Annotated in this window: 15 protein-coding genes and 1 pseudogene; 6 read left to right on the top strand and 10 right to left on the bottom strand. The window is 52.9% G+C overall.

Features of this window, described 5'->3' with window-relative positions; translation table 11 throughout:
• The first annotated feature begins 61 nt into the window (after positions 1-61).
• Entirely contained in the window at positions 62-1,231 is a 1,170-nt protein-coding gene (locus tag EH198_RS14035) for a serine hydrolase domain-containing protein (RefSeq protein WP_124696154.1), read from the top strand.
• 255 nt (positions 1,232-1,486) lie between these two features.
• A complete protein-coding gene (locus tag EH198_RS14030) occupies positions 1,487-2,695 on the top strand; it encodes an MFS transporter (protein WP_124696153.1) in 1,209 nt (402 codons plus the stop codon).
• A 579-nt stretch (positions 2,696-3,274) separates the two neighbouring features.
• On the opposite strand, the gene EH198_RS14025 is transcribed toward EH198_RS14030, so the two are convergent.
• The 5 genes from EH198_RS14025 to EH198_RS14005 all read right to left on the bottom strand — a co-directional run bounded on the left by EH198_RS14025 (position 3,275) and on the right by EH198_RS14005 (position 8,923).
• A complete protein-coding gene (locus tag EH198_RS14025) occupies positions 3,275-4,510 on the bottom strand; it encodes a Zn-dependent hydrolase (RefSeq protein WP_124696152.1) in 1,236 nt (411 codons plus the stop codon).
• 168 nt (positions 4,511-4,678) lie between these two features.
• Entirely contained in the window at positions 4,679-5,932 is a 1,254-nt protein-coding gene (locus tag EH198_RS14020) for a PucR family transcriptional regulator (RefSeq protein WP_124696151.1), read from the bottom strand.
• A 296-nt stretch (positions 5,933-6,228) separates the two neighbouring features.
• The gene (gene ald, locus EH198_RS14015; protein WP_124696150.1) at positions 6,229-7,362 is read right to left on the bottom strand and encodes an alanine dehydrogenase; all 1,134 of its coding nucleotides are present in this window, start codon (positions 7,360-7,362) and stop codon (positions 6,229-6,231) included.
• Between the two features lie 113 nt (positions 7,363-7,475).
• Entirely contained in the window at positions 7,476-8,564 is a 1,089-nt protein-coding gene (locus EH198_RS14010; RefSeq protein ID WP_124696149.1) for a threonine aldolase family protein, read from the bottom strand.
• Between the two features lie 20 nt (positions 8,565-8,584).
• Positions 8,585-8,923: a DsrE family protein gene (locus tag EH198_RS14005; RefSeq protein ID WP_124696148.1), complete on the bottom strand. Its 339-nt coding sequence runs from the start codon at positions 8,921-8,923 to the stop codon at positions 8,585-8,587.
• A gap of 165 nt (positions 8,924-9,088) precedes the next feature.
• Between EH198_RS14005 and udk the strand changes: the two genes are divergently transcribed.
• Entirely contained in the window at positions 9,089-9,721 is a 633-nt protein-coding gene (gene udk / locus EH198_RS14000) for a uridine kinase (protein ID WP_124696147.1), read from the top strand.
• A gap of 78 nt (positions 9,722-9,799) precedes the next feature.
• On the opposite strand, the pseudogene EH198_RS13995 reads toward udk, so the two are convergent.
• The 3 genes and pseudogenes from EH198_RS13995 to modD all read right to left on the bottom strand — a co-directional run.
• Positions 9,800-9,976 (bottom strand): annotated as a pseudogene (locus EH198_RS13995) (IS1182 family transposase); the annotation flags it as partial.
• A 398-nt stretch (positions 9,977-10,374) separates the two neighbouring features.
• On the bottom strand, positions 10,375-11,094 hold the full coding sequence (locus tag EH198_RS13990) for a YebC/PmpR family DNA-binding transcriptional regulator (protein WP_124696146.1): 720 nt from the start codon (positions 11,092-11,094) through the stop codon (positions 10,375-10,377).
• Between the two features lie 108 nt (positions 11,095-11,202).
• Positions 11,203-12,063 (bottom strand): ModD protein, encoded by an 861-nt coding sequence (gene modD / locus EH198_RS13985; protein ID WP_124696145.1) that lies wholly within the window; start codon positions 12,061-12,063, stop codon positions 11,203-11,205.
• 490 nt (positions 12,064-12,553) lie between these two features.
• On the opposite strand from modD, the gene EH198_RS13980 reads away from it, so the two are divergent.
• The 3 genes from EH198_RS13980 to EH198_RS13970 all read left to right on the top strand — a co-directional run bounded on the left by EH198_RS13980 (position 12,554) and on the right by EH198_RS13970 (position 17,233).
• Positions 12,554-14,455 carry a PrkA family serine protein kinase gene (locus EH198_RS13980; RefSeq protein ID WP_124696144.1) on the top strand — a complete coding sequence of 634 codons (1,902 nt, stop codon included), beginning with the start codon at positions 12,554-12,556 and terminating at the stop codon, positions 14,453-14,455.
• A gap of 33 nt (positions 14,456-14,488) precedes the next feature.
• Complete coding sequence (locus EH198_RS13975) at positions 14,489-15,850, top strand: DUF444 family protein (RefSeq protein ID WP_124696143.1); 1,362 nt, start codon at positions 14,489-14,491, stop codon at positions 15,848-15,850.
• A 138-nt stretch (positions 15,851-15,988) separates the two neighbouring features.
• Positions 15,989-17,233 (top strand): SpoVR family protein, encoded by a 1,245-nt coding sequence (locus EH198_RS13970; RefSeq protein ID WP_124696142.1) that lies wholly within the window; start codon positions 15,989-15,991, stop codon positions 17,231-17,233.
• Positions 17,234-17,357: 124 nt separating this feature from the next.
• Here the strand turns inward: EH198_RS13970 and EH198_RS13965 are convergent, their stop codons facing one another.
• Positions 17,358-18,557, bottom strand: a complete 1,200-nt coding sequence (locus EH198_RS13965; RefSeq protein ID WP_124696141.1) for a radical SAM protein — start codon at positions 18,555-18,557, stop codon at positions 17,358-17,360.
• A 22-nt stretch (positions 18,558-18,579) separates the two neighbouring features.
• The gene (locus EH198_RS13960) at positions 18,580-19,605 is read right to left on the bottom strand and encodes an ABC transporter substrate-binding protein (protein WP_124696140.1); all 1,026 of its coding nucleotides are present in this window, start codon (positions 19,603-19,605) and stop codon (positions 18,580-18,582) included.
• Between the last annotated feature and the right edge of the window lie 29 nt (positions 19,606-19,634).

Raw genomic sequence — 19,634 nt, 5'->3', positions numbered from 1 at the left:
AACTCACAATAGTAAAGTGTTTAAAGCTTTAACTATTCCGAAAGGATGAAGGATGTTGAGTATGTTGAATTCGAACAAAGTTAATCCAGACTGTTTACCAGGTCGCATCGATGAAGTAATCGATCGAACGCTTGCCGACAACAGGTTGGTCGGCGCTGTCATTAAAGTGGCGATAGATGGGGAACTGGTATATAGCCGCGCTGCCGGTCTTGCCGACCGCGAGATGAACCTGCCCATGCGAGAAGATGCCTTATTCCGGCTAGCCTCGGTTTCTAAACCTATCGTGACAACGGCTGCCCTAGTACTAGTTGCGCAAGGTCACTTAAAGCTTGACGACCGTATTGATCGCTGGCTTCCAGAGTTTCAGCCACGTTTGCAGAACGGTGAATTTGCCATATTGACGATTCGTCACCTGATGACGCACACCGCGGGTCTGACTTACCGCTTCTTTCAGGAAGAGAATGGTTCATATCAGCTCGCTGGGGTATCGGATGGCATGGATCACTCCGACATCACGTTGGAAGAGAACCTGCGTCGCATCGCCTCTGTTCCACTCCTTTATGCTCCAGGCACCGAGTGGAAATATTCTATCGCGACAGATGTACTTGGGGCAGTGATTGAAAAGGTTACAGAAATGCCACTCAGCGAAGCCGTTCGTTCACTGGTGACAAAGCCGCTAGGCATGAGCGACACCGGTTTTACTGCAGCCGACCCAGAGCGACTTGCTACTGCCTATGCCAATGAGGCTCCAGAGCCACGGCGTCTACATGATCCCGATAGCATTGCCTTTTTGAAGGGCACAGCGGGCTTCCGGCTTGCCCCTGGTCGGGCACTTGACGACACTGCCTATCCCTCCGGAGGAGCCGGCATGGTCGGCAGCGCCGGGGACTTTTTGCAACTGCTGGAAACATTACGCAAGGGCGGATCGCCCCTGCTGCCGGAATCTATGGTTCGCGAAATGACTACCAACCAGATCGGTGATCTGCCAATGGCCTTTTGGCCAGGGCGAGGCTTCGGCCTTGGTATTACGCTGCTCAAGGATCCTGTCGCCGCAGCCACTCCGGAATCCCCGGGTACATGGCGCATGGGTGGCACCTATGGTCATTCGTGGTTCGTCGATCCTAAGCAGCGGCTCAGCGTCGTGGCGTTCACCAATACCGCACTGGAAGGCATGTCGGGTCAGTTTACTGTTGACCTTTGTCAAGCCGTTTATGATGAGATAACTAAATAGAGAATGAACACAAGAGCCTTGGTCCGGTATGAACCGGCCAAGGCTCCTTGTGTAGTAAGATTGTTGCAAATAGAATCAAAAATAAAACTCTTAAACACTATATTCTTTATTGCTCTGGACTTATTCGAAGTGCATATCATTGAGTTTGGCATTAGCAGAATACTACCGACTATTTTTGAACATTACAACATAAGTCGCCATTTAATCTATTAGGCATTAATCGCTTTTAATTTATAAAAGAGAGGTGCTTCTGAAATGAGCCAAAACACAACTTCTGTCACACAGAGTGCCTTCAGCACTCCCTCTTCTGAACGTCTCCCATGGACTGGATTACTCGCCCTTGCTATAACGGGGTTTATCTGTATTCTTACCGAAACGATTCCGGCCGGCTTGTTGCTCCAGATAGGTGAGGGGCTTGGAGTCTCGGAGGCCCTTGCGGGTCAACTCGTCACCTTGTACGCCCTTGGTTCACTTTTGGCCGCGATTCCCTTAACCGCCGCGACACGCGGATGGCGGCGGCGACCACTGCTACTAATATGCATCCTTGGTTTTCTCGTATTCAACACCGTCACCACTCTTTCTTCCAATTATACACTGACGCTGACAGCACGGTTCTTCGCGGGCGTATCCGCTGGTGTCTTATGGGGTATGATAGCAGGTTATGCCCGGCGCATGGTGCCGGAGTCACTCAAGGGACGAGCTATGGCGGTGGCGATGGTCGGTACGCCACTCGCCCTGGCACTCGGTGTCCCTGCTGGAACACTTTTCGGTGCCCTTGTAGGCTGGCGCTCTGTCTTCGGGATCATGTCACTGCTGGCTCTGATACTGGTTGCCTGGGTGCTTTGGAAGCTGCCGGACTATCCAGGGGAGGCCGCCGATAAGCGGCTCCCACTCTACAAGGTCTTTGTTATTCCTGGGGTGCGGCCGGTACTGTTTGTCGTTCTGACTTGGGTGCTAGCACATAACATCCTGTATACCTATATTGCACCGTATCTTGCTCAGGCTGGGCTTACCCAGCGCGTTGACTTGGTACTGCTTATTTTTGGAATTACAGCGCTTGTTGGCATCTGGGTCATCGGTGTTTTGATCGATCAGAAACTGCGGCCATTGGTTCTGATCAGCCTCGCTACTTTCACCTTGGCGTCCGTTGCATTAGGCATAAGCAGCAGCCAGCCCGTCGTGATATACCTAGTGGTAGCTGTGTGGGGGTTAACGTTCGGGGGCGCGGCGACATTGCTACAGACAGCAGTTGCTGAAGCTGCTGGCGAGAGTGCAGATGTAGCCCAGTCGATGCTGGTGACGGCATGGAACCTAGGAATCGGCGGCGGTGGTGTGATGGGCGGTATTCTTATCGAAACACTTGGTGTCGGCTCCTTCCCATGGGCATTGTTTATTCTACTGATCCTTGCGTTACTAGTAGCGTGGCGCGCTAGAGAATACGGATTTCCTTTAAAAAAGCGTTGAGGCACACAAACTTGCAATGACATAATAATCAGCTGGATACGGATTGTTTATAGCGAATTGCCCGCTAAAAATGTACCCGTCGCGCAAAATAGAATCTAAAGTCTAGCTTACGTTTGCAGCAAGCAGCCCGCAACAATTCATATTTTCGATTTTTCAACAAACGGGCGATTTAATGGAGCAACGAAAAAAGCCTAATTTCTCAATTTTAATGCTGAGAAATTGGGCTTTTTAAAATTAGAATTTCCTTAAAATTGTAAATCAGCCACATTTTCCTGACGCTCCCCTAGAAGTGTCTGTTACCTAATATAAACTTTCAGCATCATTTGATTCGAGCAATTTAAGAACAATCCTCATCGACTTTTAGTAACTCCCCTAAGTTAAGAACTCAATTAATTATTATCTGGCCCATTCTTTTCCCACTTCTTATTCAACTATCCTGCCCGTTAGCGCAAAACCTCTGCTAGTCTACCCTAAACCAAACAGAAGGCTGTCCCGAGCGGATCCCACATGACCCTTAACGGAACAGCCTTCTACTATATCACCTATGCGTAAGCGAGCGGTTTCCATTCAACCCGAACCTTACTCCCCACTGTCTCCCAGCAGCGTAAGTACCGTCTCCAGCATTACATTGACGCCTTTTTCGCAATCCTCGTACGAGGTCAGCTCTTCTTCACAGTGGCTCTTGCCCTTCACACTCGGTACGAAAATCATCGCCGACGGCAGGTAGCTTGCGACGAACTGGGCGTCGTGTCCGGCGCCGCTGGCCATTACTTTATGGGAATAGCCAAGCGACTTCACCGAGCTTTCAATCGCTCCGCGCACCTTCTCGTCGAACCAGACTGTATCGCGGCCCCACAGCTTCTTCTTTGTCACGGAGCAGCCTGTCTGCGTCTCCGGAAGCGAGTTAATGATCGACACCACTTCGGCGATAACCTCTTCATTCTTATGCCGCGCCTCGACCGTGAAGACGACTTTATTCGGGATTACCGTATGAATATTGGGATACACATTGACCCGGCCCATTGTATAGACCAGTTCGGAGTCCAGCTCGCCCAGCTTGCTCCGCAGCTCCGCCACCAAATCCGTAGCGGCGAAAAAAGCATCATTCCTCATCCCCATCGGCGTCGTTCCGGCGTGATTGGATTCTCCGGTGACTTCGATTTCATAACAGACCATGCCGACCACGCAGTCCACGAGCCCGATCGACAGTTCTTCTTTTTCAAGCACGGGCCCTTGTTCGATATGCAGTTCCAAATAAGCGGACGCTTCCTTGATGCGGTTTTCGATTTCCCCTTCGTATCCGCTGGCCTTCAGCGCTTCCCCGAAGGTTACACCCTCCGGATCTTTGCTCTTCAGCATGACCTCTTTATCGAATTTGCCCGACAGCACGCCGGACGCCATCATCGAAGGCTCGAACCGCGCGCCTTCCTCATTGGTAAAGTTCATGACCGTCACCGGAATGCGCGGCTTGATGCCATGGTCCACCAGCGTCCGCACAACCTCAAGACCCGTGATCACGCCCAGAACGCCATCGAAGCGCCCGCCTTTCACTACGGTATCGAGGTGGGACCCCATTACGATCGGGGGTTTATCCTCGGTGCCTTCCAGCGTCGCATACATACAGCCCATATCGTCCACTTTGACCGTCATTCCCAGTTCTTCGCAGCAGGAACGGAAGTAATTCCGCACCTTGATATCCTCTTCGCTAAAGCACAGCCGGGTGACCCCGTTCGCGGGCGTACGCCCGAAATCGGCAAAGGCCTCAATGGTAGCTTTCAGCCGGGCTCCGTTAACGAATATGTTTTGCGTCTGCATTCCTATCCCTCCGTCCATGATCTGGTCGTTCCTAACACTATGTTACGACCCGTATCCTCGCTTTTCATTGTACAGAGTGTAATAAGATTGGCTCGAGAATGCCCGGTTTATGTTACATCCATGTATATATTTTCTGCCATATCATTCGCGCATCCGCCATATCTTCCATCAACCTTCCGTAAACCACTGATTCAACTGCCGGGTCTCTTCGGTCAAAATATCCAGGTAGATCGAGAACCGGTAATGGGTGTCCTTCAGATTTTTCCCCGTGATTTCGGCGATCCGGTTCAATCTGTACATCAAGGTATTGGTATGGATATGCAAAAAGGAGGACGACTCTTTCAGATTACCGTTAAAGGTAAGATAGACGGCAACGGTTTTGACAAAATCGGTCTTGTGCACCCGGTCATGCTCCTTCAGCGGATAGAGCAAAGGGCTTCTGCGGTTGCGGCTTCGTTTCTGCTCGATAATCGCCGGAAGATGCGCCCAAAATCCCATATCCTCGTAAAGCAGAAGCTCGCGGGCCTGAAAAGGCAGCAGCCGCTTGATCTCGGCAATCGACGCCGCCTCCATATAGGCGACTGCCGCAGAGAGATACTCCCCGTAATAGAGACTGCATCCCCCGGATATCCGGCAGTCTTCGTTTTTGTTCGTCTGGTCGATGAGCAGCCGCATAAAGGAAGACAGCGCCTGCGTGCCCTCAATCGGAAAATGAAAAGAAAACAAAATAATGATCCGGTTATGCTCCGTGGTCAGGAACACAAGCGATACGCCGGAATACCCTTCCGCGGTCTGCCGGAATTTCAGCAGAAAATGATTGTCCACCGTCCGGTCCGATTCGAATACGCCGATAAAATAACCCGAAGGCAGCGTAATGCCATCCGCCCCCGCATCCCTCCGGATATCCTGCTCCGTACCGTAATGCGAGGTCAGCAGCTTCCAGAAAAAATCCTCCTGCACCTGGGTCTGCTTCGTCTTCCAGCCCCGCTGCTTCAGCAGGTAACGGGCGGCGATCTGCGCCGCCTTGCTTACGACGCTCTCCGCATAGCCTTCCTTCAGATTGCCCGCATCGACAACCCAGATATAGCCGAGGACTTCCTTCTGGTGCTTGATGCACATCGCCAGGCGGGGGCCAAGCCCCACCTCCATCACCCCGGAAATCCGGATCGGATGGGGCGTATTTTCAAGCTGACGCATGATTCCCTTTTTGCGCAGGCCGATAATGACGGAGTCGGGCACCCGCTTGCCGATAATGGTCGAAATCCGCGCCGGATCGCTCTCGAATTGATGGGAGCTGTAGCCGATCACATGATGGTTGTCATCCTCAATGGTCACTTGAGATTGCAGCGATTCGCTGATGGCATCCGCCAAGGACTCCATGCTGTCAAAAAAACGGTCAAAGGATAAGCTTGCTTCTGTCACTGTCCCCACTCCAACCTTCAGAATAGCCGCGTGTTACACGCAAATCAGCCTTCGTACTACTAATCGGTTGTTTCATTATAGTACGCTTCGTTTGCGCTGACTATAGGCTGGGCAAAGTTGTGAGAGGAAACCTTCCATCCCTTCAAAAAAACAACCGAATCCGCTGCACAGAACCTTAATCGTTCACGCCAAAAAAGAACAGCCCCGTATTAACGGGCACTGTCCTTGATTGGGGTTCCTCTTCTTCACCGGGAAACATCCTTATCTCTATAAGCCGACTTATCTTTTTCTGTATTTTAGATCAGTGTAAACTCCTGGGACATGGCTTGGGCTACCGTGTAGTATTCTTCGCCGAGCGCGTCGGCAACGGCTTTGCAGGTAATTTTGCCGTTAGCGATATTGACGCCGTTGAGCAATCCTTCATTCTCTTGGACAGCCTTCAGCGCGCCTTTGCCTGCGATTTGCAGCGCGTAAGGAACGGTAACGTTCGTCAAGGCAATCGTCGATGTCTTGGCGACGGCACCCGGCATATTGGCTACCGAATAGTGAAGCACGCCGTGTTTTTCGAATACCGGATTGTCATGTGTCGTAACTTGGTCAATCGTCTCCACGATACCGCCTTGGTCAATGGCCACATCGACGATTACAGAGCCCGCTTTCATCGTCTTCACCATTTCTTCCGTTACCAGCTTCGGAGCTTTGGCGCCCGGAATGAGCACTGCGCCTACCAGCACGTCCGCTTCGGCAACAGCTTTGGCGATGTTATACGGGTTGGAGATCAGGGTATTGATTTGTGCGCCGAAAATATCGTCCAGCTGGCGCAGTCTGTCGGCGCTCAGGTCAACAATTGTAACATCCGCTCCGAGTCCGATGGCCATCTTGGCCGCATTCGTTCCGACAACACCGCCGCCGATGATGCTGACCTTGCCTCTGCTTACTCCGGGAACGCCGGCAAGCAGAATGCCTTGGCCGCCGTGGTTTTTTTGCAGGAATTGAGCGCCCAGCTGCACCGACATGCGGCCGGCCACTTCACTCATCGGCGTCAGCAGCGGCAGAGTGCGACCTTCGGTAACCGTTTCGTAGCCGATGGCGAATACACCTTTTTCCTTAAGCGCCGTTGCCAGGGCAGGCTCGGGAGCCAGATGCAGATAAGTGAACAGAACCAGACCTGCACGGAAATATCCGTACTCGCTCTCCAGCGGTTCTTTAACCTTCATTACCATCTCTGCGCTGTTCCACACCTCGGCTGCGCCGTTAATCAGCTCGGCTCCGGCTTGTGCATATTCCTCATCCAGAAATCCGCTGCCCAGACCTGCGCCTTTTTCTACCAGAACCTTGTGACCTTCTTTGACAAAGCTGACTACACCGCCCGGCGTAATGGCTACACGATTTTCATTGTTTTTAATTTCCTTGGGTACTCCGATGATCATTTTCTTCACATCTCCTGTCTTGTGGATGTCTCTTATGTAAAGAATGATAACATACCCTGCGGCTTTTCCATTTGGTGAAAATTAAAAACTTTATCTGCCATGATTGTGTTTTATCACAATGCGGCTGCCAGTTTTTCATTCAGCAGGGCAAACGCCCGCCGCAGCTCGTCCTTGGGAATACGGGCATACCGGTCGCCGATGCTGGTCTCGAAATAGCACGATGCTTCGCCTTTTTCCCGCAAATAATGCGTTAATCCGACACCCGTTTCCTCATATAGCTCCATCAGCAAAGGCTCCAGTCTTTCTTTAGGCAGCTTCACATGGACATGGAACATATTGGAGACAGGCTCCTCCGGAAGAGTAGAGATTTGGTGGCATTCATTAAAAAAACCGGCCAGTTCCCTCGCACCTTCATAGTACCGTTCCATGTTAGGAAACCTTTCTTCAAAATAAAAATCAGCGGAGAGTATGTAAGGATAAAGGCTGATCAAGTCCCCGCCGTGACGTCTTTTCCAAACCTTGGACCTTTCCATGAATTCGGCATCACCCGCGAGAATCGCTCCGGCAATACCGCCAATGCCTTTATAAAAGGATACATATACGCTGTCGAACAGCGCACAGATCTCCGCCGCCGATTTACGGTAATACGGCAGAATCTCAAACAGTCTCGCTCCGTCCAGGTGCAGGGCAATCCCCCGTTCGCGGCAGTACGCCGATATGGCTTCAAGCTCGCCGTAATCCGGCAGCTGCCCGCCGATTTCGCGCTGGGGCAGTTCAAGCAGCAGGCAGGCGATGGTGTCGTCCAGCTCCTTCACATCGCCGAGATCAATTAACCTGTCCTTGCCTCCAAGCAGCACCGGCTCGATCCCGTGAAGCTCGTGAAGCCCCCGCTGTTCGTGAATCTCCAGATGACATAGCGGGTGGTAAGCGGCCCTCTTTATTCCCCTGCGGTCGCACCAGATCCGCAGCGCAATCTGCTGCGCCATTGTTCCGCTGGGGAAGAAGACGGCCGCTTCTTTTCCGAGAATCCCGGCCATTTTGCCCTGAAAATCTTCGATCAGCCTGCCGGCGCCGTACACATCGCTGTCCAATTCGCCCTCATAAGCATCCAGCGCTTCCTTTAATACTTGAACATTCCGTTTGCCGTGGCCGGTGATCGGGTATGCTGTCCGGTTAAACGCTTCCTGAAGCGGATTGCTCATTGTTATACTTCTCCTCTATTCTAGGATATCGTTATGACTTCGTACTGGGCGGAAAGCTCGATGAAATGTCCCATGCTTGAGACTTCCCCCGCATACAGCTGATCCCCGACTCCATAGTAGTTCACGCATGTGGAGCAGGCCAACACCGGAACTCCGCGTTCGGCCAGTTCTTTTAAATGAAGGGAAGCCATCGATTTCCCCGTTAGCGCGAGCACTCCACGATTGACGCAGAACACGGCGGCCGGAAGCTGCTCCTGCTGCTTGAGAAGCGTGAAATACGTTTCCAGAAGCTGTTCTCCGAGCCGAACGTCTCCGTTCCCCATACTTTCAGTTGTCAGAAAAATAATTTTACGATTCATCTTCTTCATCCTTTCTCATGTAAAAAACGGCGGGCTGCGCTTATGGCGCTCTGGTTGGTGTAATAAGTATATAACATTGGCAGTGCAGGATGAAAAAATGGAGCCTCTGTGCTACAATACTGGAATTGGCAGAGGGAATTTCTTAGGGAGGTTTATGAAAACGCCATGCTTATTATAGGTATCGCCGGCGGAACAGGCTCCGGCAAAACAACGGTGGCCCGTTCCGTCATCGACCGGCTCGGTCCGGGTAAAGTAACTTTTATCTCTCAGGATAATTATTATAAGGATCATTCGCATCTCAGCCTTGCCGACCGCGGAGCGATCAATTACGATCATCCGTTTGCCTTCGACAATGCGCTGCTCATCGAACACATAAAGTGCTTGAAACTGGGGCAGCAGGCGCAGGCTCCGGTATACGACTTTACGGTTCATGCCCGGTCGACGACGGAGACGGTTGAGCTCCTGCCCAATCATATCGTCATTATCGAGGGGCTTCATGTGCTGTCCGACGAGAGCCTGCGCGAACTGCTCGACATCAAGGTATTCGTCGATACCGACCCGGACGTCCGCATTCTCCGCCGGGTTCTGCGGGATATCGAGGAGCGCGGCCGCACCATCCAGTCGATACACCAGCAGTATTTGACGACGGTCAAACCGATGCACGAGGCTTTTATCGAGCCGTCCAAGAAATACGCCGACATCATTATTCCCGAAGGCGGGCACAACGAGGTCGGCATTCAGCTCCTGTCCATCCTGACCGAGAAATATTTGACGGGCGAGAACTGGTCCAGAGCGTAAGAACCGCCGTCCTCAGGTAGAAAAAAGCCATTATCACGTTGCGGCCCGATCCAAACGCAGCAGCCGCAAGTCCTCATCAGACAGCATTTTGGGATGGTAGCTGTCGCGGCCACCGCCGGGATAAGCGGCGTCAAAGATCGAATCGTCCAGGCGGTTTACGGCAATTTTGACGACACGAACGAGGGGATTTTCTGGAATGTCTTCTTCTAAATCCATTGGCAGGAAAAGTTGGTCCATGGTATATTGAATGTACAAAGAAATCGCTCCTTTTAGAGATGGCGGGTGGTACTTCCATTTTACCAAAGGGCGATTTCTTTTTGTGTTTTTAAGAAAGAATTTTAGTAACAGTTACAGCTGAAAGCAGCGGAGGGGACGAAACGATTGTGGAAAAGCGGTAGCGGTCGCCTTTGTGTCCGGATTTTCACCGCTAAGGGGAATGAAAAAAATCTGGACACAACAGCGATTGGAACAACGGTCCGTTCGCGGAGCGTCCACACCAAGTGCTTACCTAAATCCTACTCAAAAAACGAGGGGCGTCCCAAGCAGCCATTTCATGGCTTTTGGGACACCCCCTTGTGTTTTTCATTCGGATTCATTAAAGCAGTATAAGAACGGTTGTGGCATCCTGTTGGGGGATGACAAAGCAGCCCTGACTATTCTTCAAAATCCACGTTATGATAAACTTGCTGCACGTCTTCCAGATCCTCCAGAACATCGATCAGCTTCTCGAACTGCGCCTGGGAATCTTCCGAAATCGTCACATAGTTCTGGGGAAGCATCGTCAGCTCGGCAACAGTAAATTCGTCTACACCCGAGTTCTTTAACGCTTCCTGAACGGCATGGAACTGATCCGGCTCGGCGTATACAATAACGGCCTCGTCTTCTTCCAGAATATCGCGCGCATCCACGTCCGCTTCCATCAGAGTTTCCAGCACTTCGTCTGCGCTCTTGCCGACAAGGCCGATGACCGCCGTCGAATCGAACATATAGCTGACCGATCCGCTGACGCCAAGGCTTCCGCCGTTCTTGCTGAATGCGGCGCGAACTTCGGAGGCGGTACGGTTCACATTATTGGTGAGCGCGTCGACGATAATCATCGATCCGTTCGGTCCGAAGCCTTCATAGCGCAGCTCATCATAAGTCTCATCCGAATTGCCTTTCGCTTTCTCCAGCGCGCGGTCGATAATCGCCTTTGGCACATTGTACGTCTTGGCACGCTCCAGCACGACCCTCAGCGCCCGGTTCGATTCCGGGTCCGGCTCGCCCTGCTTGGCCACCACATAAATTTCACGACCGAATCTTGCATATATACGACTTGTGTTGGCGTCCTTGGACGCCTTCTTTTCCTTAATATTATTCCACTTACGGCCCATACGTTATCGCTCTCTTTCAACAGTAATTAGACGCAGTCCCTTATATTATACTCCTGTCATTATATCTCTTAAAGGGGGTACGGTACAAATAAGCGGACTTAGAGCCGGTTAAATCGAAAATTCGGTGTCCGGCAGCAGCCTGACGCTCATATCCAGCGGCTTCGCGAAGAACAGGCCGGTCGTCACCAGCACGTCGACGCCGGAAGCCGCATAGGCTGCGGCGTTGTGCTCGTCGATGCCCCCCGCCGCCAGCAGCACCACATTGGGATTCACGGCCCGAAGCTCCGCGCTTCCCGCAAGCAGTTCATCCGGGGACAGCTTGTCGAACTGCACACAATCCACCCCGGCGCGGCAAAGACGGAGGGCGTATTCCACAGAGTCCGTCTCGACCACCAGCTTTTTCTCCGGGACTCTGGATTTCAGTTCTCCGATCCGCTCGACCAAAGCATCCGGACCGCCGCAAAAGCCTGCATGTTCCTTGAAGACGAGCACGGTCTCGGACAACCCCAGCCGGTGGGGAGCGGCGCCTCCGCACAGAATCGCCTTGACGCTCATCGCCTTGGTGCCGGGAAAGCTTTTTCTCGTGCTTGCCACGGAAACAGCCGGATTAACCGACTTCACTTTGTCTACAATTCTTCTTGTCTTGGTTGCAATGCCGGAGCAGCATTCCAGCAGATTTTGCGTCACTTTCCAGGCCATCTGCAGCGACTGCGCCGTACCCGTTCCCGACAGAAATACCTGCCCCGGTTCAACCGCCGTACCCGACGGAAGGCTGAACTCGGGCGCAGCCCCCAGCTTGACCAACATGCGCAGCACCTCTTCCGTCCCGCACAGCACCGCCTTCTCTCTGGAGAAATATTCAATTTTCCCCCGTTTTCCGCCGATATCAAGCGCCCATGTCGTCAAATCGAGATAAGGAATATCCTCTCCGATCATCCGGTCAATGGCCTCATCGGGAATGTAGATCATAGCTTGACCCTCCTGTTCAGGCGATAGCCCCTTCCCATCCTTCCATGATGCTAATAAACGGTTCATCTGCCTATTCTTTTTTGAATTAAATATGGCGCTTATTGTATTCCTTATTCAAGTTAATACAAATGAAGAAATTCATAGAGCAGGCGGTGTCGCCACCATCTTGTGAGCTTTCATAACATAAGACCGATTAGAACAGCCCTGGTTTCCCCTCATTTTGCCAAAATGTCAAGTTATCTATTATACTCTCCTTAGAAATATTTAAAATTTTTGTGAACCCGGCTGTTTACGTTCGCTTATAACTACCGTATGACATTTTTGTTGTCGCTAGATGATAGAGTTTGTGCTACACTTTATAGACAACTAAATATGCAAGAACAATGTCTCTACTGCTCTGTCGGAATGGACGTGCCGGCTATATGCCCGGCGCTGCATCTGTCACCTGAACCTTTCACGAATCACATTATTAAAAAGGGAGGCGGTAAGCATGACGTTCTTGGAAAAATTGTTAACGTATCGGGACAAGGAGAATGATCTCTTCTGGGAAGGCTCCTTTCTCGATTACTTGCAGCTCGTTAGAGAAAATCCGCGAATCGCCGGGACATCTCACGAATTAGTCTACCGGATGATCGAGGCGGCAGGCATAACCGAGCTGGGGGACGGACGGCGGGAGTACGCTTTTTTCAGCGGCACGCTGTTCGGCCTGGAGGATGCGATTCAGCTGCTCGTGGAAGAATACTTCCGGCCGTCGGCCCAGCGGCTTGATGTCCGCAAGCGTCTGCTGCTGCTTATGGGTCCGGTCAGCGGCGGCAAATCGACGCTCGTCACCCTGCTGAAGAACGGACTTGAATCTTTTACACGTACGCCGGAAGGCGCGCTCTACGCCATTCAAGGGTGCCCGATGCAAGAGGAGCCCCTCCATCTTATCCCCCGCGAGCTGCGCGAGGAATTCCGCAAGGAGTACGGGGTGCATATTGAAGGCGATCTCTGCCCGGTCTGCCGGATGAGACTGGAGAGTGAACACGGAGGCCGAATCGAGGATATGCCCGTGGTCCGGGTGCTGTTCTCGGAAAGCGACCGGACGGGAATCGGAACGTTTGCGCCGTCAGACCCCAAATCGCAGGATATTGCCGATCTGACCGGCAGCATCGATTTTTCCACGATTACCCGTTACGGTTCCGAATCCGACCCCAGAGCCTACCGTTTTGACGGCGAACTTAACAAGGCCAACCGCGGCCTGATGGAATTTCAGGAAATACTGAAATGCGATGAAAAGTTTCTGTGGAATTTGCTCTCCCTGACACAGGAAGGCAATTTTAAAGCGGGACGATTTGCGCTTATCTCCGCCGACGAACTGATCATAGCCCATACGAACGAAACTGAATACCGCGCATTTATCTCCAATAAGAAGAATGAAGCCCTCCACTCCCGCATGATCGTCATGCGAATACCCTATAATTTGAAAGCCAGTCAGGAAGAACGGATCTACCGCAAGCTCGTCGACGCCTCGGGCCTGAACAATCAGGTGCATCTGGCTCCGGGAGCGCTGTGGACAGCCTCCGTCTTCACGGTCATGTCCCGCCTGAAAGAACCGAAGAAACCGGGCATTGATCTTGTCAAAAAAATGTACCTCTACGACGGCGTCGAAGTCGACGGCGTGAAAAAGGCCGATGTGGAAGAGCTGCAGCGGGAGCATCAAGACGAGGGCATGTCCGGCGTCGATCCCCGGTATGTCATCAACCGGATTTCCAGCGCACTCATCAAAGGCAGCAAGTCCTGCATCAACGCCCTGGACGTTCTCCGTTCCCTCAAAGAGGGGCTGGATCAGCATCCATCGATCTCCAAGGAAGAACGCGAGCGGCTGATGAATCTGATTACGCAGGCCCGCAAGGAATACGATCATAAAGCGAAGACCGAAGTTCAGCGCGCGTTTGTCTACTCCTTCGAGGAATCGGCGCACACGATGCTAAACAACTATCTAGATAATGTCGAAGCCTACTGCAGCGGTCACAAAATGAAAGACCCGATCACCTCCGAGGAGCATGATCCCGACGAGAAGCTGATGCGTTCCATAGAGGAGCAAATCGGCGTGACCGAGAATCAGAAACGGGCATTCCGCGAGGAAATTCTGATCAAAATTTCGTCGTTCGCGCGCCGCGGCCGGCAGTTCGAATATACGTCGCATGAGCCGCTGAAGGATGCCATCGAGAAGAAGCTGTTCGCCGACCTGAAGGACGTCATCAAAATAACGACCTCGACGATCAATCCGGATGAGGGCCAGCTCAAGCGTATGAACGAAGTGTCCCGGCGTCTGATCGACCATCACGGCTACTGCGCCACTTGCGCGAACGAGCTGATGAAATACGTCGGCAGTTTGCTGAATCGGTGATACGATACCATCATTTTCCGGGAGGTGGGCGGCATGGACAAACGATTGTTCGTGATCGCGCGCGACGACTGGTCGCTGCACCGCAAGGGAGAAATCGACCAGGAGCGTCACAAGCGCAAAGTAAAGGAAGCGATTCGTGAAAATCTCGCCGACCTTGTCAGCGAAGAGTCGATTATAATGCCCCAGGGCGATAAAGTGATCAAGGTTCCGATCCGCAGCCTGGATGAGCCGAAATTCCGCTACAACTCCCAGGACAAGCCGCAGGTTGGACAGGGACAGGGCGGCACCCAAGTAGGCGATATCATCGGCAAGGCGGGGCAAGGCGAGGCGGCGGGGCCGGGCAAGGGACGCGAAGCGGGCGATCAGCCGGGAACCGACTATTACGAGGCGGAGCTGACGATCGATGAGCTGGCCGAGCTCGTGTTCGAGGATTTGAAGCTGCCGAAGCTGAAACCGAAGGCCGCGCCGGATTTGACCGTCGAAGACGTCCGGTTCGAAGACGTCCGCAAGCAGGGCATGATCTCGAATGTCGATAAAAAGCGGACGCTGTTTGAAGCGATCAAACGCCAGGCATTAAGCAGCGGACTGCAGGGAGCGCCGGGCGCGGCGTGGTCGGAATCCTCCGCCGATTACGGCGACTACGATATCGATACCGGCGGCGGGAATGCCGGGGCCGCTTCTGGCCCTGGGGCGAATAATCTGGTCGGAACGGCGGCGCGGCTCGGACTGACTCTCGGGTTCCAGTCGGCGGAAAGCGCAGGCTACATGCCGGACTCCGGCGCATCGGTACCGGTTCTCGGCCCGATTATCGGCGAAGATCTGCGGTTTAAGACATGGGAAGATATCCGTAAGCCCCAGTCCTCGGCCGTCGTACTCGCCATGATGGATACGTCGGGCTCCATGGGCAGTTTCGAGAAATATGTGGCCCGCAGCTTCTTCTTCTGGATGGTCCGCTTCCTGCGAACCAAATACGAAAATGTGCAAATCCGGTTTCTGTCGCACTGTACGGAGGCGAAAGAGGTGGACGAGGATTCCTTCTTCCGCAAAGGCGAAAGCGGCGGTACGAGATGCTCCTCGGTCTACGAACTGGCGCTGAATATCCTGGAGAAGGATTACCCTCCTGGCCAATACAACGCCTACGCCTTTCACTTCTCGGACGGGGACAATCTCGACAGCGACAACCTTACGACCGTAAAGCTGGCAGGCGACCTGCTGGAGAAAGTCAATGTGCTTGGTTACGGCGAAATCCGGCAGCATGTTTACGGAAGCAAACGGCTCTGGGAGTCGATGTCCGGTCTGAAATCGCCCGATTTTATCCGGTCCGTCCTGAAGGAGAAAGAGGATGTGTTCAAGACGCTGAAGGCTTTCTTCGGCGACGAAGTAGAGGCAAGCTGAAACAAGTCCGAAGCGGGATTTGGCTTCGAAGTCTGATGGGGTGCTTGGCTGGCCCCGAAAAAAACCGGCGGCGGTCTTTGCGGAGATGGAAATCTCGGAACGCAAAGGCCGCCGTATGACATAGGAGGAGCAGCGCTTATGATCGATCATGATGCGGAGCAATTGGAACAAGCGGCGGAGCGCTTGACGGAGCTTGCGCTGGAGAGCGGGCTCGACTTCTTCCCGATGCGCTACCAGGTATGCCCGGCGGAAGTGCTGTATTCCATCGGAGCCTACGGCATGCCGACCCGGTTCGCGCACTGGAGCTTCGGCAAAGCCTATCAGCGCATGAAGACGGAATACGATCATGGGCTGAGCAAAATTTACGAGCTGGTCATCAACTCCGATCCCTGCTATGCTTTCCTGCTGGATAGCAACACCCTGCTTCAGAACAAGCTGATTGTGGCACATGTCCTGGGACACAGCGATTTCTTCAAAAATAACGCCATGTTCGCAGGCACAGACCGGCAGATGGTTGACCGTATGGCCGTATTCGCCGACCGCATCGAGCATTTCAGCCACGAATTCGGCGCGGACGAAGTCGAAGCCTTTCTGGACGCCGGCATTGCCATTCAAGAGCATGTCGACCCGTTTGTACGGTTCGGCCGAACGGAGGGCTTCCGAGAAGCGGACGGAGGTGTGAAGGATGTTATCGGCTATATCGCGGGACAGAGCCGGTATCTGGAGGAATGGCAGCGGGAAATTTTGTATATGCTCCGCGCCGAAATGCTGTATTTCTGGCCTCAGATGGAGACGAAGATTATGAATGAGGGCTGGGCTAGCTATTGGCATCTGAAGCTCGTCCGCGAGCTTGACCTCAGCGATTCGGAAATTGTCGAATTTGCGAAAATGAATGCCGGCGTCATCCAGCCCTCCCCCGGGCGGATCAATCCGTACTATCTCGGTCTTATGATGCTCCGGCATATCGAGAAGAAGGAAGGGCTTGAAGCGCTGTTTGAAATCCGGGAGACGGAGTCGGATGTATCGTTCATCCGCAACTATTTGACGAAAGAGCTGGCGGAAGAGATGGATCTGTTCGTCTTCAAGCAGGAAGATCAGGTATACAAAGTAACGGCGAAAGACGTTGAAGAAATCAAGGATAACCTGATCCGTTCCCGGACCAACGGCGGCTTCCCCTACCTTACGGTCAAAGACGACGACCTGTACGGCCGGGGCGAGCTGCTGCTGGACAACCGCTTTGAGGGCCTGGAGCTTGACCGAAAATACATCGAGCGTACGCTTCCCCTTGTTCACCGGCTGTGGGGCCGGAATGTGCATTTGAAGACCGTGGTCGACGGGCAGGAGAAAATATACATGTATGACGGCAAGCAGCTGGCGGGATAAGGCGGTAACGCAGTCCCAACCAGCGCCTGAAAGCCCGATCCTCCACTTAACTCCATATGGCCGAAAAACGGCCGGGAGGCGTTCGGCCTGTACTCTCGGCCGAACGCCTCCCGGTTTTTTATAGTTAGACAACGGCAGTCTCGCTGCGGAATATCGGCAGCCGTTCATCCTCAATTTTGTATATATCATTCCAAATTCCGTCAGCCGAGGCGCTGGAATCATACAGCTGCTCATAGGTAAACCCGGCACTGCGGAAAATATCAACGGTCTTGTACGCAACGTCCAAATGCCATTCCGGAAGCGGCGACCGGTGGCCCTCATACTCCGAACCGAGATTCGGAATCCAGGACCCGGCGTAGGCGATTACCCCCTGGGAGGCAAGATATTTCACGCCTTCCAGCGTTGATTTCTTCGTATCCATGCCGCCAACAAAGTTGGAGCGGACACGGCCATGACCGAAGACGACCGCAGCCCGTTCCAGCGCTTTCACCCAATGATCCCAGCCGCCGCAGTGAATCACTTTTCCGGGGCAGACCGAATTAAAAATATTTTTATCCCATATCTCGAGATTCATGGCAACCGTACGGTAGCCGGCATCTTTGTAACGCTCCAGGATGCTGAGATCCAGCGGCGCGCCGATTACAGCCGTACCATTGAAGTCCTGAAGTCCGGTATGCTCCTGAATCGCCTCCGCCACGTCGAAGTAATAATCAATCTCCCGCCGCTCGGGGATAAATCCTCCGCTGATTGTAATATGCTTGGCTCCCTCTTTGTAAGCGACCGCAGCGGTTTCGCCAATCTGGCGCGGGTATTTCCAGCTTACGCCATGCTCTTCCCCATACGTATCATGCGTATAGTTGATATTGCAATATTTGCAGTCATGGCCGGTTTCCTTCAGGAAGCACTCGTTGCTGTAGGAGACGAAGATGGCCCCTTCCCCGTTGTGAGTCGCAACCTGATTCATATTGGCGCCGTCAGACGTTTTCAGGCTGTAGTACTTGGGGCGTTTTTTCAGGCTTACCGGAAACAGTTCCTTGCGCTCATTGTACAGGATGAACTGGTTGCCCTCTCTGCGCAGCTTGTAAGGAGAGCGGTCATTCCAGCGGTAGGCCACCCGCAGTCCCCCCGGTGTATAGAAGCACATCGGCAGCACAACACCCGTATGATTATGCAGATTGTAATCAAACAGCGTCTGGATTTGTTCCTGGTAGTTGTCGCCCAGCCCTACCCCTTCAAAAATGGCAGGATCGGCGTTGATGCCCTCAACCTGACAGGCGTTCTTGATGGCAAGCTCCTCATGGAGCCGGATTTTCAAATCGCTCATTGGTATGCATCTCCTTTATTTTTTACTTAATATCGACTTTATCGGGGAAGGCTTCCTTCAGACCATCCAGAGCCAGCTTGTCGTCAAGATTGAAATCCTGCTCGATATAGCCGTTGGCAATGCTCCATTCCTTGATCTCCTTCAACTGGTCATAGTCCTCCTGCTTGAAGCGGACATCAAAATCCCATTGATTCTTAATCTCGTTCAATGCGTTTTCCTTGGGAATCTTCAACTCCTTGAATGCCAGTTCGGCGGCCTCTTCCGGATGATCGATAATATACTGGGAAGCTTCCGCCAGCGACTTGTTCAGTGCCGCCGAGATTTGGGGATTATCCTTGATCAGGGAGCCCTTTGCAACCAAAAATCCCTTCGTCCGGACGTTGATGGCGGATTGGTCGATAAGCGCTGCCGAGCCCTTTACCTTTTCGGCCTTGTCAAAAAACGCGGTGCCGAACCAGGCGGCCTGAATGTCGCCTCTGTCGTATGCAGCCAATATTTCAGCAGTGGATTGCAGCGGGACGAGCGTAACAGCCTTGCTGTCGATATGGAACGTTTCAAAATATTTGCCCCAAATGTACTCGTTCACGGTTCCCTTCTGTACGCCAAGCTTCTTGCCCACCAGATCCTCCGGCTTGCTGATTCCGTCTCGGGCGAAGAGCTTCGAACTGGTCGCTTTCGGCGAGGAGAACAAGGACAATACCTTGAGGTCTCCTTTGGAAATCGCGCTAAGGGCCGCATAGTCCATCGCCTCCCCGACGTCCACCCGATCGGTCAGTACGGCATTAAGTGTGTCGATCCCGAAGGAGAATGTCGAGATTTCGGCGTCAATTCCGTTCTTTTCAAAGATTCCCTGTTCCTTGGCTACCCGAAATTGCAGCGAGAATATGGCAGAGTCTCCCCCGATGCGCACCTTCTGCAGCGCCGGGGCGCCCGAAGCTTCCTTCGTCTCCGCCTTGGCGTCTCCGCAGCCTGACAGCGAAACCAGTATTCCCGTCAACAACATGGCTCCTGCTATCGCTTTCCAAATCCGACTTTGCTTGTTTCTCACTTGTCTTGTCCCCCCATTGGTTACTTTCA

The organism is Paenibacillus rhizophilus, assembly GCF_003854965.1.
Lineage (GTDB): Bacteria > Bacillota > Bacilli > Paenibacillales > Paenibacillaceae > Paenibacillus_AQ > Paenibacillus_AQ rhizophilus.
The sequence above is the reverse complement of the archived record's forward strand: the minus strand, read 5'-3'. Positions and strand labels throughout refer to the sequence as shown.